Genomic DNA, 14,948 nt, shown 5'->3' on the forward strand with positions numbered 1-14,948 from the left:
GCAAATCAAGAACAGCTCTGGGGATAGCAGATTGAAGACGACGGTTGCGATCATTGGCGGGGGCGTGTCAGGGCTGATCCTGTCGCACCTGCTCCACGTCGAGGGTATTTCCTGCATTGTTCTGGAGCGGCAGACACGCGCCTATACCGAAGGCCGTATTCGTGCGGGCGTTCTCGAACAAGGAACTGTGGAAGTTTTGCGGCGCATCGGCGTAAGCGCCCGAATGGACCGCCTGGGCCTGCCTCACCAGGGCTTTACGCTTTTGGACAACGGCGATGCTTTTCGCATAGATCTGCACGACCTCGTCGGCCGGGATGTCATGGTGTACGGCCAGACGGAAATTACCATCGACCTCATGGACGCCTGCGAAGCGCGCGGCATTCCGCTCGTTTTCGGGGCTGACAAGGTCGATCTGCATGACCTGGCCACATCGGCGCCCTTCGTTACCTACACGCTGGATGGGGTAGACCACCGCGTCGATTGCAGTTTCGTTGCTGGTTGCGATGGCTTCCGCGGCGTTTCACGGAGCAAGATCCCGGACGCAAACATCCGGACGTTTGAAAAAGTCTACCCGTTCGGCTGGCTGGGAATCCTGGCAGACGTCCCGCCCATGGATCATGAACTGATCTATTCAAACCATGAGCGTGGTTTTGCGCTGGCGTCGATGCGGTCGGCGACACGCAGCCGTTATTATATTCAGTGCGCGCTGACGGAGCAAATCGAGGATTGGCCCGATGACAGAATATGGGCAGAGCTCGAGACACGCCTGGGCGACGAAGATCGCCAGCGAATTGTGCGCGGTCCGTCCTTAGAGAAATCGATCGCGCCGCTGCGTTCGTTCGTCTGCGAGGCGATGCGCCATGGGCGGCTTTTCCTGTGTGGCGACGCCGCGCATATCGTACCCCCGACCGGCGCCAAGGGTCTCAACCTGGCCGCCTCGGATGTGTTTTATCTGGCGTCGGCGCTGAGCCAGCACATCAAGGCAGGCGATGAATCCGGATTGAACGGCTATGAGGCGCGAGCCCTTGGCCGGATCTGGAAGGCCGAGCGTTTTTCATGGTCGATGACACTATTAACCCATCGCTTTCCCGACATGGGCCCCTTCGATCGGCGGATGCAACAGGCTGAACTCAGTTACATTCGCTCCAGCCGCTCAGCGCAAATCGCCATTGCCGAAAACTACATCGGATTGCCGTATTGATGGGTGAGGCCTGAACCTGGGCAAGCTGACGATCACGTTGCCGCGGGTTGGGCATCTTGGGCATGGGCGCCGACATCGAACGTAAGGGCGGTGACGATTACAAATGTGCTTAATGAGTAGATGCGTATGGCTTGTTGCCAGGGGATCAAAACGCGCCGTCTGTTGATGTCGTCAGGTCCTCGAACGCCCTAATTTCGTCCAATCGTGCCTCCAGAGCCGGCTTGGCAACAGCCAAAGCATCGCTGCCGGCAAGGAACTGATGCGGCGGCTTTTCCATCGAGGCGATCTTCACAAGAGCTACGGCGAGTTTCGCCGGGTCGCCTGGCTGGACGCCGTCATAGCCCGACCACATGGCCTCCGCTGTGCCTTCGGCCGCGTAGTCGGCAATCGTGCTGGCTGAATACCTGGCGTTCCGGGCGTCGAGAAGATCGGTCCGGAAGAAACCGGGGGCCACGACCGTTACCTTTATGCCGAAGTGTTCGACTTCCTGAGCCACCGATGCCGACAGGCCTTCGACCGCAAACTTCGTCGCGCTGTACGCTCCGCAATGTTTGAAACCAACAATCCCGGCCAGTGAGCTGATATTCATAATCCGTCCCGACCGCTGCTGGCGCATAACCGGCAGCACAGCGCGCATCATGTGCATCACACCCCACAGATTGGTGGCCAGCAGCCCCTCGATTTCAGCCGTTGCGGTTTCTTCGAAATTGCCGAGCAGGCTGTAGCCGGCGTTGTTGACGAGAATATCGATGCGATCGAACGCCTTTAGTGCCTGCTCGACGGCTGATTTCGTCTGAACTTCATTGGTCACATCCAGTTGGACCAAAAGCAGGTTGTTGTCCGCTACGTCGCCCAGAGCATTGTGCAACTTATCAAGATTACGCCCGGTGGCGACAACACGATCACCGGCCTTCAAGGCCGCTCTGGTCGTGGCCGCGCCTATGCCACTACCCGCACCCGTAATGAACCATACCTTGCTCATATCTATCTCCTGCTTTCGATGAAGCCGAAGATAACACCGCGGACAGGCGCGGATTAGACGTTGTAATGCGCATGTGGTTATAAATGGGATTTATAAATCTAATATCGGTGTCATCCTGGCGACCCCCTGTACCGAAGGGCTTCTACCAACACTGAGAAGGCCGGAGTGTGCTGTCGGCGGCTTGGATAGTAGAGGTGATAACCTGAGAACGGCGGACACCAGTCTTCAAGCACACGGATCAGCCGCCCTTCGGCGACATGCCTCGATATCTGACTTTCGAACGTGTAGGCCAATCCCAACCCGTCCAGGGCCGCATTTTCCAACATCTCGTTATCATTGATGATGAGGTGACCGCCGACTCGTACCTCAAGCTCAACGCCGTCGCGCTCAAATTCCCAGGCATAGGTGCCGCCCCCCGTGATCTGCCGGTAACTTACGCAGTTGTGCTCACCGAGCTCACGGGGCGTTTCGGGTGGCTTATGCGTGGCAAAGTAGGCTGGTGAACCCACGACGGCCATGCGGATATCCGGACTGATCCGAACGGCGATCATATCCTTCTCGACCTGCTCTCCCACGCGAATACCCGCATCGAAGCGTCCGGCGACAATGTCGGTCAGCCCCTCATTGATGTCGATCTCGAAAACGATATCCGGATATTCCGTCATCAATTTCGAGAGCGCCGGCCAGAGCACTATCCTTGCGGCATGGCGGAAGGTAGTGATGCGAACGGTTCCAGCCGGCTTGTCGCGAAGCGCACCGATCGCCGCGATTTCACTGTCGATAAAGTCGAAGGCAGGCCGCAGGCTGTGGAGCAATTTTTCCCCGGCATCGGTAATCGACAAACTACGCGTCGTCCGCGCAATCAAACGCACGCCCAATCGCTCCTCCAGCCCACGCACGGCATAGCTGAGCGCCGCCTGGGACAGGCCGAGCCTGGCGGCGGCGCGCGTGAAGCTTCCGGCTTCGGCCACGGCAATAAACGCAGCCAGATCGCTGAAGTCACCCTTCCTCATTTATAAATCCTATTTATATCTTCATGCAGATTATAGCTGCCGATCAGAGTAACCGTCTCCCTTTATTTATGCGCGATCGCGACACGACTTTGGCTTGTCCACCAGTCGAAATGCACCGCGCCGGACTGACCGTCCGCGAGCGCCCGGAATCCGCTTCAGGCCCACACCGACCTGATCTGATCCAGAAAAGCCTGTTGCAGACCCGTCGGCCGGAAGCCTTTACGCAATGTGATACCGATTGGACGCGACGACCCGGTCAGGGGCGGCCCCATGATCTTGATCTGGTTCTGCGGCAGGTCCGCCTCGACCTGCTGACGCGACAGGAGCGCCGCATGGTTGCTCTGTAAAATCAGCGACCGTGTGGTAACAAAGGAACTGCATTCGACGACCGAGCGCGGTGGTGCAAGACCCTTGGCCGCCATAAACGCCTCGAAGGTATTCCGACCGGGCGTACCCTGGCGCGGCAACACCCACGCGAGTTCCCCGAGTTGGCCAGCCGACAACTTATCGCGATCACTGTCGAATCCGCGCGCGAAGGGATGGCTTGCCCTTACGACAATGACAAACGGGTCCGTGAAGATTTCCGCCTGGACAATGTCCTGTCCTGCCGGCGGATCGCGCAACGCGCCGAGGATCATATCGATGCGCCCGTGGCGCAGGGCATTGAGCTGCTCGCCATAGGGTCCGTCCATCACGCTAACCCTCGCCAGCGGATAGGTACGCAGGACCTGGGCCAGGCCATCGGGAAGCCACTTGGCGCGCGCCAGCGGCAGGGCGCCGATATTCAAACTGCCGTCGACAATGCCTTGCAGTTCGCGGATTTCATCAAGACCATTGGAGAGTTCCCGGAAGCAAAGGTCGCCCAGGCGCGCGAGACCCACGGCCTCATGCGTCGTCTCGATCCCGGCGCCGTCCCTTCGAAACAGGGGGATACCACAAAGCGTCTCAAGTTCACGGGCCGCACGGTAGACTGAAGGTTGCGATAAGCCGAGCTGGCGTGCCGCGGCATGATAGCCTCCGGCGCCAACGATCGCCGAAAGGGCGCGCAACTGTCCTTCCGTGACCAGCCGGTGGAGGGGAACTGCGCCTTTTCCGCGACGTCGCGCGATCTCGGCCTCTGCCGTCTTGAGATGCTCGAATGCCGAGTCGATACGCGCACAAAGCACCTTCCCGGCCTCCGTCGGCGTCATTCCACGGGAAGACCGCGTAAAGAGAGCGACGCCGACGTCGTGCTCACACGCAGCAACGGCATCGGCAACCGCGGGCTGGGACATGTGTACGAAACCAGCGGCTTTCAGCGCGCTGCCCTGTTCAAAAACGCCCAGAACGGCTTGCAGGCGCCGCAGTTTCAGACTCGGTATCATTTCGCCTCCGATAGCTAAAACCTATAGCACGTGTCGTCATTCCCGCTAACGCTTTTGAGGTCGAAAATGCAAAGTCTATTGCGCCTGTTGTGGAGAAAGTTGCATGCCCGTCGTCGTCACCCATATCAAACGCCCGTCGCCGGAGGCTTGTGCTGAACTGCAAGGTCACGGCGTGGCGACGGTGCACGAGGCGCAGGGGCGTGTCGGGCTGATGAACGCCTATATGCGGCCGATCTATCGTCCGGCCCTGATCGCCGGCCCGGCGGTGACGGTCGAGGTGGCGCCGGGCGACAACTGGATGATCCATGTCGCCGTCGAGCAGTGCCAGCCGGGCGATATCCTGGTGGTGACTCCGACCTCGCCGAATGAAGACGGCTATTTCGGCGATCTGCTGGCGACTTCTCTGAAGGCGCGCGGCGTCAAGGGCTTGATCATCAATGCCGGGGTGCGCGATATCGCCACCCTGACCGAGATGGCATTTCCCGTGTGGTCGAAGGCCGTGTTCGCTCGCGGCTGCGTCCGCGACACGCTGGGCAATGTCAACACGCAGATTGTCTGCGCCGACGCCATCGTCAATCCGGGTGATGTCATTGTCGCTGATGACGACGGGGTTTGCGTCGTGCCGCGCGACCAGGCCGAAGCCGTCGCCGCCAAGGCTACGGCGCGGGCCGCGTCAGAAGAAGCGCGCCGCGTGCGCTTTGCCAATGGTGAGTTGGGCCTCGATATCTACGATATGCGCCAGACCCTGAAGGATCGCGGCCTGGTCTATGTCGATCAGAAAGACGTCTGATGCCTGTGACAGCCATCCCCTGTAGCGTCTATCGCGGCGGCACGTCGAAGGGCCTGTATTTCCTGAAAGACGATCTGCCGGCCGATACCGCCACGCGCGACGCGGTCCTTCTGGCGGCCATGGGGTCGCCCGATGCGCGCCAGATCGACGGCATGGGTGGCGCCCACCCCCTGACCAGCAAGATCGCCATCGTCTCGGCCTCACAACACGACGACGCCGATGTCGATTACCTTTTCCTGCAGATTTTTCCCGACAAGGCGATCGTCACCGATCAGCAGAACTGCGGCAATCTACTGGCCGCCGTCGGACCGTTTGCCATCGAGCAGGGCCTGGTTGCGGCCATCGGCGACGTGACCCCGGTGCGCATCCATATGCTCAATACCGGCAGCCTGGCCGTGGCCCATATCCAGACGCCGGGTGGTATGGTCGAATATGAAGGCGATGCGCGGATCGATGGCGTGCCGGGAACGGCGGCACCGGTGCCGACCGATTTCCTCGATGTGGCGGGCTCGTCTTGCGGCGCCCTGCTGCCGACCGGGCATGCCCAGGATGTTATCCAGAGCGTGCCAGTGACGCTGATCGATAATGGCATGCCGGTCATTGTTATCCGGGCGTCCGATCTGGGGCGGACGGGCTATGAGACGGTCGAAGCGCTGGAGGCCGATACGGAATTGAAGGCGCGTATCGAAGCGATCCGCCTTGAGGCCGGGCCCCTGATGAACCTCGGCGATGTCACCCATGCTTCGGTGCCCAAGATCACCTTAGTCGCGCCGGTGAAGGATGGCGCCGTGACCACGCGGACCTTCATTCCGCATCGCGTGCACGAGGCCATCGGCGTCTTCGGCGCCGTGTCGGTAGCGACGGCCTGCGTGTTGCAGGATACGGTCGCCAACGACATGCTGCGACTGGTCATCGGCGGCAGCGTGAAGCTCGATATCGATATCGGGCATCCGACCGGCTTTTTCACCGTGTCACTAGACATCGAAGGCGAAGGGAAAGCGCTTTTGATCGGGCGGGCAGCCCTGCTTCGGACGGCACGAAAACTCATGTCCGGTGAGGTGTTCGTGCCGTCGGAGGTATGGGCGGGATGAGTATCTCCACGATTGCCATTATCGGCTTCGGCGAGGTCGGGCAGGCGCTGGCCGCCGACCTCATGCGCCGGCCTGGCCTGACGCTGAAAGCCTTCGACCTGCATAGGCCGACCGGTTGCGCTACTCCCACCGAGGCCGTCCGCGACGCCGACCTGATCATCAGTGCCGTCACCGCCGCCCAGACCGTGGCCGCCGCGCGCTCCGTCGTCGCTGGCCTGAAGCCCGGGGCATGGTATCTTGACCTCAATTCGGCGTCGCCCGAGGCCAAGATCGAGGCCTGTGTGTTGATCAGCGCCGCCACCGGCCGTTATGTCGAGGCGGCGGTCATGTCGCCGATCGAACCGAAACGACTGGCCGTGCCGATTCTGCTGGGCGGTATTCACGCTCGTGACTTTGCGACCGTGATCCAGGATCTGGGTTTTACCGGCGCGGCATTCTACAGCGATACGCCTGGTCAGGCCGCCGCCACCAAGCTGTGCCGCAGCGTGATGATCAAGGGGCTTGAAGCCCTCATCTCGGAATCGCTTCTGGCGGCGCGCCACTACGGCGTCGAGGACACGGTTCTGGAAAGTCTGAATAATCTGTTCCCGCATCCCGATTGGGAAGGCTATGCGCGTTACATGATTTCGCGAATCCTGGAACATGGCACGCGCCGCGCCGAGGAAATGCATGAGGCGGCGAGGACCGTCGCCGCGGCGGGTATCACACCGTGGATGAGCGAAGCCGCCGCCGAACGCCAGGCCTGGGCGCCGGATTATGCCGCGGCGCTGAACGCCGACGGGCTGAAGCCGATGCTGGACGCCATCCGTACCCAACTCCCTGCCCGTAAGGACGCCGCCGAATGAGCCTGGACAAACCGCTGATCATCGACTGTCACGGCCACTATACGACCGCGCCGGCGCCATTGACCAATTTCCGTGACGCCCAGATCGCCCATTTCCGCGATCCGCTGAAGCCGGCGCCTGCCGGTGTCGTCGTGTCGGACGATGAGATTCGCGAAACCATCGAACAGAACCAGCTCAAGTTGCTGAAGGCGCGCGGCGCCGACATGACGATTTTCAGTCCCAGGGCTTCGGTCATGGGGCCACATATCGGTGATGAGGCGGTGTCGAAGCGCTGGACGGTCGAGAGCAACAATATCATCAAGCGCGTCGTCGACCTGTTCCCCGACACCTTTATCGGGGTGTGCCAATTGCCGCAGTCGCCGGGCGTGTCGCTGGACGGTTCGATCGCCGAACTGGAACGCTGTGTCACCGAACTGGGCTTTGTCGGGTGTAATCTCAATCCGGACCCGTCGGGCGGCCATTTCAGCGCTCCGCCGCTCTATGATCGTTACTGGTATCCGTTCTTCGAGAAGATGATCGAGCTCGACGTCCCGGCCATGGTTCACGTCTCGGGCTCCTGTAATCCAGCCTTTCACGCCACCGGCGCCTATTACATCAATGCCGACACCACGGCCTTCATGCAATTTATCGAAGGCGACCTGTTCAAGGATTTCCCCGAATTGCGGCTGATCATTCCACACGGGGGAGGGGCCGTGCCCTATCATTGGGGGCGGTATCGCGGCCTGGCCGACATGCTGAAAAAACCGGCCCTGCGCGACCACGTCATGAAGAACGTCTATTTCGACACCTGCGTCTACCATCAGCCTGGGATCGACCTTTTGTTCCAGGTCATCGACAACAAAAATATCCTGTTCGGCTCGGAAATGGTGGGCGCGGTGCGCGGTATCGATCCAGAGACAGGCTTCTATTTCGACGACACCAAACGCTATGTCGACGCACTTACAATCTCGGCGGAAGACAAATACAACGTCTTCGAAGGCAATGCCCGCCGGGTCTATCCGCGTCTCAACCAAGCTCTATTGGCGAGGGGGCTGTGATGGCGTTCGAAAAGGACAAGGACTGGCTGGACTGGTGCGCCAATCCATCGAAGCCGCTATTTCAACTACCGAAGGGTGCGGTCGACGCCCATTGCCACGTCTTCGGACCGGGCGACGTGTTTCCGTTTGCGCCAGAGCGCAAATATACGCCGTGCGACGCCAGTTATGAACAGCTATTCGCCCTGCGCGATTTCCTGGGTTTTTCGCGCAATGTCATCGTTCAGGCGACCTGCCACGGTGCCGACAACCGCGCCTTGGTCGACGCGTTGGTGCGGTCTGACGGCAAGGCGAGGGGCGTCGCCACGGTAAAGCGTTCGGTGACCGATGACGAACTTCACGCATTGCATGCCGCCGGTGTGCGCGGCGTGCGCTTCAACTTCGTCAAACGCCTGGTCGACGCCCTGCCGTTCGACAGCTTGAGCGAGATCGCCGAACGGATCGCAAAGCTGGGCTGGCATATCGTCATCTATTTCGAAGCCGAGGACCTGAAAGAATATTTCAACTTCTTCACCGACCTGCCGACGACGGTCGTGGTCGACCACATGGGGCGCCCGGACGTGCGCAAGGACGCTTTCGGTCACGATTTCGATAGGTTCGTACGCCTGCTCGAATACGATAATTTCTGGTGCAAGACGACCTGTCCCGAGCGCCTGACCCATAAGGGGCCGCCCTATGACGACGTCGTGCCGTTCGCCAGACGCATTGTTGAAGCGTTCCCGGGGCGCGTCATTTGGGGCACTGACTGGCCGCACCCCAATCTGAAATCGCACATGCCTGACGATGGCCACCTGGTCGATTTCATTCCGAAGATCGCAGTGACCCAGAGCCTGCAGCAGAAGTTGTTGGTGACCAATCCGATGCGCCTCTATTGGCCGGAGGAACTTGCGTGACGAAATCCCGCCCCTATGACGACGTCCCCGGCACGACGGTTTTCGACGAGCGCATGTCGCGCCTGGGTTATCATCTCAACCAGTTCTGCATGTCGCTGATGAAGCCTGAGAATCGCGAGCGCTTCAAAGCCGATAATCGCGCCTATCTCGACGCATGGAAGATGAGCGAAGAGCAGAAGCAGGCGGTGATCGATCGCGACTACAACCGCATGCTGTCGCTCGGCGGCAATATCTATTTCCTCGCCAAGATATTCTCCTCCGACGGCCTGAGCTTTCAATATGCTGCCTCGACCATGACCGGCGTCACAGAAGAGGAATATCTGAAAATGATGCTGAATGGCGGCCGTTCGCCGGATGGTAACCGCTACAAACACGAATGGGAGACACCGTAATGGCCCGCATTACCGCAGGTGTCGCCACGTCACACGTGCCGGCCGTCGGCCGCGCCGTCGATACGGGCCAGACGCAAAGCGACTACTGGAAGCCTCTGTTCGACGGCTTCGAATTTTCGAAACAGTGGGAAGCCGCCGAGAAACCCGATGTCGTCTTCCTTGTCTATAATGACCACGCCACGGCCTTTTCGCTCGACTTCATTCCGACCTTTGCGATCGGGGTGGCAGAAGATTACGCCGTCGCCGATGAGGGCTTCGGCCCGCGCCCGGTGCCGCCCGTCGAAGGTCACGCCGATCTCGCCTGGCATATCGCAGGTTCGGTCATCGAGCAGGATTTCGACCTGACCATCGTCAACAAGATGGATGTCGATCATGGCCTGACCGTGCCCCTGTCGCTGATGTTCGGACAGCCGGAAAAATGGCCGTGCAAGGTCATCCCCTTCGCCGTCAATGTCGTGCAATACCCTGTGCCGTCGGGCCGGCGCTGCTACAATCTGGGCAAGGCGCTCCGCAAGGCCGTCGACAGCTTCGATGGAGAGCTCAATGTCCAGATCTGGGGCACTGGGGGTATGTCACACCAGCTGCAGGGCCCGCGCGCCGGTCTGATCAATGCGCCATGGGACAATGCCTTCCTGAGCGACATTGTCGACAATCCGGAACGCCTCGCCGCCATCCCGCCTGAGGACTATATCCGCGAAGCCGGCTCTGAAGGCATCGAACTCGTCATGTGGCTGATCATGCGCGGTGCGCTCGATGACCAGGTCACCGAACTGCATCGGCATTACCACGTGCCGGCGTCCAACACGGCCATTGGCCATATCATTCTGAAAAACGAGAAACCCAAATGAAAATCGCACTGGCAGGCGCGGGCGCTTTCGGCATCAAGCATCTCGACGGTTTGAAGATCATCGCGGCGGAACAGCCCGACGTCGAGGTCGTGGCCCTGATCGGCCGTCGCTTCGAGGAGACCAAGGCCGTCGCAGATAAGTACGGCATTGCCCACACCTTTACCGATCTGAACGAGGCGTTGAAACTGCCGGAGATCGACGCTGTGATCCTGTGCACGCCGACTCAGATGCACGCCGATCAGTCCATCGCCTGTATGAAGGCCGGCAAGCACGTCCAGGTGGAGATCCCGCTCGCCGATTCCTGGGGTGATGCCCAGGACGTTCTCAACATGCAGGCCAAGACCGGGCGGGTCTGCATGGTCGGCCACACGCGGCGCTTCAATCCGTCACATCAGTACGTCCATAATCTGATCCGCGACGGCAAGCTCAACATCCAGCAGATGGACGTGCAAACCTATTTCTTCCGCCGCACCAATATGAATGCCCTGGGGCAGCCGCGCTCGTGGACCGACCATCTGCTGTGGCACCACGCGGCCCATACAGTCGACCTGTTCGCCTACCAGGCGGGTTCGCCGATCGTGAAGGCCAACGCCGTTCAGGGTCCCAAGCATCCGGAACTCGGCATCGCCATGGATATGTCGATCCAGTTGCAGGCTGCCAATGGCGCAATCTGCACCCTGTCCCTGTCCTTCAACAATGACGGCCCGCTGGGCACCTTCTTTCGCTATATCGGCGACACCGGCACCTATATCGCCCGCTATGACGACCTGGTGAACGGCAAGGAAGAGAAGATCGATGTTTCGCAGGTCGACGTGTCGATGAATGGCATCGAACTGCAGGATCGTGAATTCATCGCCGCGATCCGCGAGGGCCGCGAACCCAACAGCTCGGTTGCGCAGGTTCTGGCCTGCTACAAGGTGCTGCACGATCTCGAGCAGCAGTTGGAGGGGTAAAGCGTTCACGCGCGGTTCATCCTTGCAATATTAAGTCTTGATGTGTGGAATAGGTGGGTATGGTCTTACTATAGGGGGCGGTTTTGAAATTTTGCGGCTTGGGCCTGGTCAAGACCCTGTGTCTGCCATGGGTGATGATCGGGCTCTCCGCAGCGCCAGCCTTTGCCGAGACAGCCGTCGGCGCATGGAGCGGCGCCATCGACAATCACCTCTGGTCGTTAATCCGCATCGAAAAAGCGACGGATGGTACCTACACCGGCACCTATTCCAGCCATGAGCAGCCGCTCGACACACGCGATGCCCACGCCGTCACCGACGCGCCGCTCACCCATATCTCCGCCACACCAGACCATCTGAATTTTGAAGTGTCCTCGATCGGCGGCGCCCTGTTCGACGGCAAGTGGGATGCCGCAAGCCGCCAGTGGACCGGGACCTTTCAGTGGGGCAAGGACGGCTATACATCGTTTCTCAACCTGCGGCGAACCGATGCCGCCACGCTGACAGACGCGTTGGCCGACTCACGGAAACCGCATGTTTTCGCTAGCCTTGCCGAGGAAGGCGCCGCTATGGAGGCGCTGATCGACGGCTATGTCCGGGACGGCCGCTTCACCGGCGCCATCCTGGTCACCCGGGGCGGACATACCCTGGTCGACAGGGGCTACGGCCAGGCCGACAGGTCGGTCGGAACACCCAATACGCCGGCCACGCGCTATCATATTGCTTCGATCACCAAGTCCTTCACCGCCACGGCCATCCTGATGCTGCAGGACCGTGGGCAGCTCAGCCTTGATGATCCGCTCACCAAATATATCCCCGATGCCCCAACTGCCTGGCAAGGCATCACCCTGCGCCATCTGCTGGCGCATACCTCGGGTCTCGGGGATCACAATCCGTTGCTGGCGGGGCATTTCGGCGAACCTTTCACGCCCGCCCGGTTGTGGGGGATCATCCGCACCCTACCGCTCGCCTCCCGGCCGGGTGAGACACGCCAGTACAGCAATGCCGGCTACTCGATCCTGGGCCTGGTGATCGAAAAGGTCACTGGTCAGGCCTATGGCGATTTTCTGCGCGACAACATCTTCGTGCCCCTGCGCATGGAGGCCACCGGCTACAATCCGCCGGTCGGCCCCAACAACGCTGTTGGCTATGAGATGGGTGATGACGTGCCGGTTGCCGCCGCGTACCGCGATTTGACCAACAGCTTCTCCGCCGGAGGCCTGGTTTCAACCACGCATGACCTTCTGAAATGGCAGGAGGCCCTGTTTGGCGGGCGGCTGATCTCGAAAACAGCCCTGGCCGAGATGCAGGCCCAGGGTCTCGGCATCGAGCGCACAACGCCGGACGATCACACGGTTTATAGTCACAGCGGCCATCTGCCCGGCTATGTCGGCGATACGGCCTATCAGCCGGAAGGCGAGCTTTCGATCATCGTGCTGGGCAATCTCGACAACAGCTCGCCGTTATGGATATCGCGGGCCCTGACCAGCATCGCCCACGGCTTCCCGGCCGAGGTTGTGCCTCTTCCGAAGGCGATCGTGGTCGGGCCGGACATACTGGCGCAATATGTCGGAACCTATGTGTTGATGCCCGATCTCAGCCTGACCGTAAGCGTGGAGGGCGACCATCTTGTGGTGCAGGCCACGGGCCAGGACAAGGTCAGGGCCTATCCGGAATCGGCGACGATGTTTTTCGCCAGGACGGTCGAGGCCAGACTGGAATTCGTCCGCGACAAGGACGGCAAGATCGGCTGCATACTGCATCAGGGTGGACAGGACGTTCCGGGCGTCAGGCAGTAAGGACGCCGAGTGGCGGCACGGCGAAAAGTATCAGGTGAAGGGACAAGGATGGACAGGCGTCAATTCCTATTCGGCGGGACGGCGATGTCGCTCATGGCTTTCGGTGGAGCCGCCGGAGCAGTTGGCGATGACGCGGTCATTCCCGCGCCGAAGCTGAACCAGATCGGCTTCACACCTGCGGCGGCGAAGCAGTTCGCCCTGACCGTAATACCGGAAAAGCCAGCCCGCCGGTTCGATATTCTCGACGAAAGCAGCAAGGTCGTCTTCAGCGGTGAGCTGGGTGGCCAGATATTCGATCTGCGCAAAAGTGCCGGTGAATACGTCATGTGCGGAGACTTCAGCGCTCTGACCGGCACAGGGCGTTACCGCGTGCACGCCGGGGGCGGGATATCGCATCCGTTCGCTATCGGCGACGGTGTGTATCACGACCTGCTGCGCGATGCGGCGCGGTGTTTCCATTTGATCAGGGCCAATGTCGATATCGACGATCCTGGAACCGGGGTCAGGCATAAGGCCGGGCACGCGGGCGATACGGCCGTGATGGTCGATGGTCAAAAGCGCGATCTCAGTGGCGGGTGGTACAACGCCGGCGATTTCGGCAAATATACCCACATGCATGCCTTATCGGTAAGCCACATGCTGCGGCTGTACGAGCTCAGGCCGCAGATGGCCGGGCTCGGGCTCGATATACCGATGCTGTATGACGGGCTGCCGGATATCCTGCAGACGGCGCGCTGGGGGCTGGAGTGGCTGCTCAGGATGCAGAACGCCGATGGCGGCGTGCTGCACAAGGTCGACAGCCAGCCGCTGCTGACCTGGGGCAAGCTGCCGGCGGACGACAGCAATCCGCGTGCGGCGATGGCGGCGTCGAGCATAGATGCCGGCGTGCTCACAGGCGTGATGGGCCATGCGTCGCGCGTGTTCGCCTCCGTCGATGCTGCTTTTGCCGGACGGTGCCGGGCGGCGGCGCAGGCGGCGTGGGGATGGCTGTCGCAACATCCGAACGTCGGCCATTCTGACACCTATTATCTCGATCCGGATGCGCGTCAGGAGACGGTGTGGGCCATGTGCGAGATGGCCATCCTGGAAGGCATCGACAACGGTCAGGTCGTCCTGCCGGAGATGGGTGTCGTGCCGTTCTATTGGCCGTCGCCGCAGGTCCTGGGGATCATGTCGCTGGCGCTGCGCGGGCACGAACAGGCCAGGGCGATGATCATCGCCGGTGCGCGGCAGATCGTGGCGCGGACGCAGGGAGATGCCTACGGGTTCTCGGCGCTGGCGGAAAACTATGTCTGGGGTTCGAACGAGATGGCGCTGAACGAGGCCGCCGTCTGTCTTTATGCCGACCATCTGGCGCCGGACGCGGGCCTGCGGATCGGTGCGCAGAGACTGCTCGACTACATATTGGGCCGCAACAGTCTGGATCATTCGTTCGTGACGGGCCATGGCGCGCGGCCGACGCAGCGGCCGTTCCACTGGATCTGCAACTTGCAGAACATCGCTATTCCCGGATGGGCCAGCGGCGGCGCCAATGGCCAGGCGGGCGGGGCCGACACCTTGTTGAAAGCCGTCATCGAACAGGGCACACCGCCGGCGAAGTGCTTTGTTGATGCCTGCCGGAACGAAGGGTCGTATGCGTCGAACGAGGGGGAAACCTCGGAGAATGCAGCTCTCGTGTTTGTGGCGGGGATGTTGGGATCGGAGTAGCCTGCGTCCCGCCCTGTCCGAACGCTTCGACAGGGCTGG

The 14,948-nt window shown here is 60.8% G+C and carries 14 protein-coding genes; 11 read left to right on the plus strand and 3 right to left on the minus strand.

Going from position 1 to position 14,948, the window contains the following annotated elements:
* Positions 1 to 31: 31 nt before the first annotated feature.
* A complete protein-coding gene (pobA, locus tag AC1DXO_RS11340; protein ID WP_476978251.1) occupies positions 32 to 1,201 on the plus strand; it encodes a 4-hydroxybenzoate 3-monooxygenase in 1,170 nt (389 codons plus the stop codon).
* Positions 1,202 to 1,346: 145 nt separating this feature from the next.
* On the opposite strand, the gene AC1DXO_RS11345 is transcribed toward pobA, so the two are convergent.
* The 3 genes from AC1DXO_RS11345 to AC1DXO_RS11355 all read right to left on the minus strand — a co-directional run bounded on the left by AC1DXO_RS11345 (position 1,347) and on the right by AC1DXO_RS11355 (position 4,560).
* The gene (locus AC1DXO_RS11345) at positions 1,347 to 2,183 is read right to left on the minus strand and encodes an SDR family NAD(P)-dependent oxidoreductase (RefSeq protein ID WP_476978252.1); all 837 of its coding nucleotides are present in this window, start codon (positions 2,181 to 2,183) and stop codon (positions 1,347 to 1,349) included.
* 110 nt (positions 2,184 to 2,293) lie between these two features.
* Positions 2,294 to 3,196, minus strand: a complete 903-nt coding sequence (locus AC1DXO_RS11350; RefSeq protein WP_476978253.1) for a LysR family transcriptional regulator — start codon at positions 3,194 to 3,196, stop codon at positions 2,294 to 2,296.
* A 155-nt stretch (positions 3,197 to 3,351) separates the two neighbouring features.
* The gene (locus AC1DXO_RS11355) at positions 3,352 to 4,560 is read right to left on the minus strand and encodes a LysR family transcriptional regulator (RefSeq protein WP_476978254.1); all 1,209 of its coding nucleotides are present in this window, start codon (positions 4,558 to 4,560) and stop codon (positions 3,352 to 3,354) included.
* A 103-nt stretch (positions 4,561 to 4,663) separates the two neighbouring features.
* Here AC1DXO_RS11355 and AC1DXO_RS11360 point away from each other — a divergent pair, with 103 nt between their 5' ends.
* The 10 genes from AC1DXO_RS11360 to AC1DXO_RS11405 all read left to right on the plus strand — a co-directional run bounded on the left by AC1DXO_RS11360 (position 4,664) and on the right by AC1DXO_RS11405 (position 14,909).
* A complete protein-coding gene (locus tag AC1DXO_RS11360; RefSeq protein ID WP_476978255.1) occupies positions 4,664 to 5,350 on the plus strand; it encodes a 4-carboxy-4-hydroxy-2-oxoadipate aldolase/oxaloacetate decarboxylase in 687 nt (228 codons plus the stop codon).
* Entirely contained in the window at positions 5,350 to 6,441 is a 1,092-nt protein-coding gene (locus tag AC1DXO_RS11365) for a 4-oxalomesaconate tautomerase (RefSeq protein WP_476978256.1), read from the plus strand. Before AC1DXO_RS11360 ends, AC1DXO_RS11365 begins: the two co-directional genes overlap by 1 nt.
* On the plus strand, positions 6,438 to 7,286 hold the full coding sequence (locus tag AC1DXO_RS11370; RefSeq protein WP_476978257.1) for an NAD(P)-dependent oxidoreductase: 849 nt from the start codon (positions 6,438 to 6,440) through the stop codon (positions 7,284 to 7,286). Before AC1DXO_RS11365 ends, AC1DXO_RS11370 begins: the two co-directional genes overlap by 4 nt.
* Entirely contained in the window at positions 7,283 to 8,323 is a 1,041-nt protein-coding gene (locus tag AC1DXO_RS11375) for an amidohydrolase family protein (protein WP_476978258.1), read from the plus strand. The genes AC1DXO_RS11370 and AC1DXO_RS11375 overlap by 4 nt, the downstream gene beginning before the upstream one ends.
* Positions 8,323 to 9,213: an amidohydrolase family protein gene (locus tag AC1DXO_RS11380; RefSeq protein ID WP_476978259.1), complete on the plus strand. Its 891-nt coding sequence runs from the start codon at positions 8,323 to 8,325 to the stop codon at positions 9,211 to 9,213. Before AC1DXO_RS11375 ends, AC1DXO_RS11380 begins: the two co-directional genes overlap by 1 nt.
* Complete coding sequence (gene ligA, locus AC1DXO_RS11385) at positions 9,210 to 9,605, plus strand: protocatechuate 4,5-dioxygenase subunit alpha (RefSeq protein ID WP_476978260.1); 396 nt, start codon at positions 9,210 to 9,212, stop codon at positions 9,603 to 9,605. The genes AC1DXO_RS11380 and ligA overlap by 4 nt, the downstream gene beginning before the upstream one ends.
* Positions 9,605 to 10,453, plus strand: a complete 849-nt coding sequence (locus AC1DXO_RS11390; protein WP_476978261.1) for a class III extradiol dioxygenase subunit beta — start codon at positions 9,605 to 9,607, stop codon at positions 10,451 to 10,453. Before ligA ends, AC1DXO_RS11390 begins: the two co-directional genes overlap by 1 nt.
* The gene (locus AC1DXO_RS11395) at positions 10,450 to 11,406 is read left to right on the plus strand and encodes a Gfo/Idh/MocA family oxidoreductase (RefSeq protein ID WP_476978262.1); all 957 of its coding nucleotides are present in this window, start codon (positions 10,450 to 10,452) and stop codon (positions 11,404 to 11,406) included. The genes AC1DXO_RS11390 and AC1DXO_RS11395 overlap by 4 nt, the downstream gene beginning before the upstream one ends.
* A gap of 83 nt (positions 11,407 to 11,489) precedes the next feature.
* Complete coding sequence (locus tag AC1DXO_RS11400; RefSeq protein WP_476978263.1) at positions 11,490 to 13,202, plus strand: serine hydrolase; 1,713 nt, start codon at positions 11,490 to 11,492, stop codon at positions 13,200 to 13,202.
* A gap of 48 nt (positions 13,203 to 13,250) precedes the next feature.
* Complete coding sequence (locus tag AC1DXO_RS11405) at positions 13,251 to 14,909, plus strand: glycoside hydrolase family 9 protein (RefSeq protein ID WP_476978264.1); 1,659 nt, start codon at positions 13,251 to 13,253, stop codon at positions 14,907 to 14,909.
* Positions 14,910 to 14,948 lie beyond the last annotated feature (39 nt).

The organism is Asticcacaulis sp. P2_C5 (genome assembly GCF_056404555.1).

Excerpts from the sequence above, each read along its gene's own strand:
- AC1DXO_RS11355 (WP_476978254.1), bottom strand. The coding sequence starts at position 4,560 with ATGATACCGAGTCTGAAACTGCGGCGCCTGCAAGCCGTTCTGGGCGTT.
- AC1DXO_RS11375 (WP_476978258.1), top strand. The coding sequence starts at position 7,283 with ATGAGCCTGGACAAACCGCTGATCATCGACTGTCACGGCCACTATACG.
- AC1DXO_RS11380 (WP_476978259.1), top strand. The coding sequence starts at position 8,323 with ATGGCGTTCGAAAAGGACAAGGACTGGCTGGACTGGTGCGCCAATCCA.
- AC1DXO_RS11390 (WP_476978261.1), top strand. The coding sequence starts at position 9,605 with ATGGCCCGCATTACCGCAGGTGTCGCCACGTCACACGTGCCGGCCGTC.
- AC1DXO_RS11405 (WP_476978264.1), top strand. The coding sequence starts at position 13,251 with ATGGACAGGCGTCAATTCCTATTCGGCGGGACGGCGATGTCGCTCATG.
- AC1DXO_RS11360 (WP_476978255.1), top strand. The coding sequence starts at position 4,664 with ATGCCCGTCGTCGTCACCCATATCAAACGCCCGTCGCCGGAGGCTTGT.
- AC1DXO_RS11395 (WP_476978262.1), top strand. The coding sequence starts at position 10,450 with ATGAAAATCGCACTGGCAGGCGCGGGCGCTTTCGGCATCAAGCATCTC.
- AC1DXO_RS11350 (WP_476978253.1), bottom strand. The coding sequence starts at position 3,196 with ATGAGGAAGGGTGACTTCAGCGATCTGGCTGCGTTTATTGCCGTGGCC.
- AC1DXO_RS11370 (WP_476978257.1), top strand. The coding sequence starts at position 6,438 with ATGAGTATCTCCACGATTGCCATTATCGGCTTCGGCGAGGTCGGGCAG.
- AC1DXO_RS11345 (WP_476978252.1), bottom strand. The coding sequence starts at position 2,183 with ATGAGCAAGGTATGGTTCATTACGGGTGCGGGTAGTGGCATAGGCGCG.
- AC1DXO_RS11365 (WP_476978256.1), top strand. The coding sequence starts at position 5,350 with ATGCCTGTGACAGCCATCCCCTGTAGCGTCTATCGCGGCGGCACGTCG.